Raw genomic sequence first — 535 nt, 5'->3', positions numbered from 1 at the left:
CGCTGGCACTGACGAGTTCGATCTCCTTTTGAAGCTGGCGCATCGCCGGGCTGCGCCCGAGCAGGGTGCTTTCGCGAGGCGTCGCCGCCAGGCGGTAGCCCTCGGCGCGAAGGCTCTCGTGCTCCACGCGCGACTTGAGCTGCTCGATGCGATTCACCACGCTGACGGTGGCGGCGGCCAGGCTGCCGAAGGATTCCAGCGCGGCCAGGTCGACGCTGGAGAAGCGACCCGGCGTCAGCGCATCGAGCGTCAACAATCCCCAGGGCTTTTCCTCCAGATGGATGACACAGCCCACGCAGTCGTGCACCGGCAGATGGCCGTCCAGGCCGTCAACCAGGCCGTCGTAGGGGTCGGGCAAGGCGCTGTCGGCCGGGAAGCGCATGGGCCCGTCGGCCTCGAGCAAGGCCGCGAAGCGCGGATGCTCCTCGACACGGAAACGCCGGCCCAGCGTGTCGCTGCTCACGCCGTCCACGGCCAGGGGCAGAAGCCAGCCCTCTTCCAGGCGAAGCAGGGCCACGGCATCGCAGGGCAGGAG

At 69.3% G+C, this 535-nt stretch carries 1 protein-coding gene; it reads right to left on the bottom strand.

The genetic code is table 11. The features are described 5' to 3' along the window. Positions 1-535 (bottom strand): GAF domain-containing protein (locus AC1DTN_RS39045; RefSeq protein WP_477925605.1); only part of this gene is annotated, 535 nt, incomplete at both ends.

It is taken from the genome of Rhizobium sp. 01T444 (genome assembly GCF_056398305.1).
This window is presented reverse-complemented; position numbering and strand designations above follow the sequence as displayed.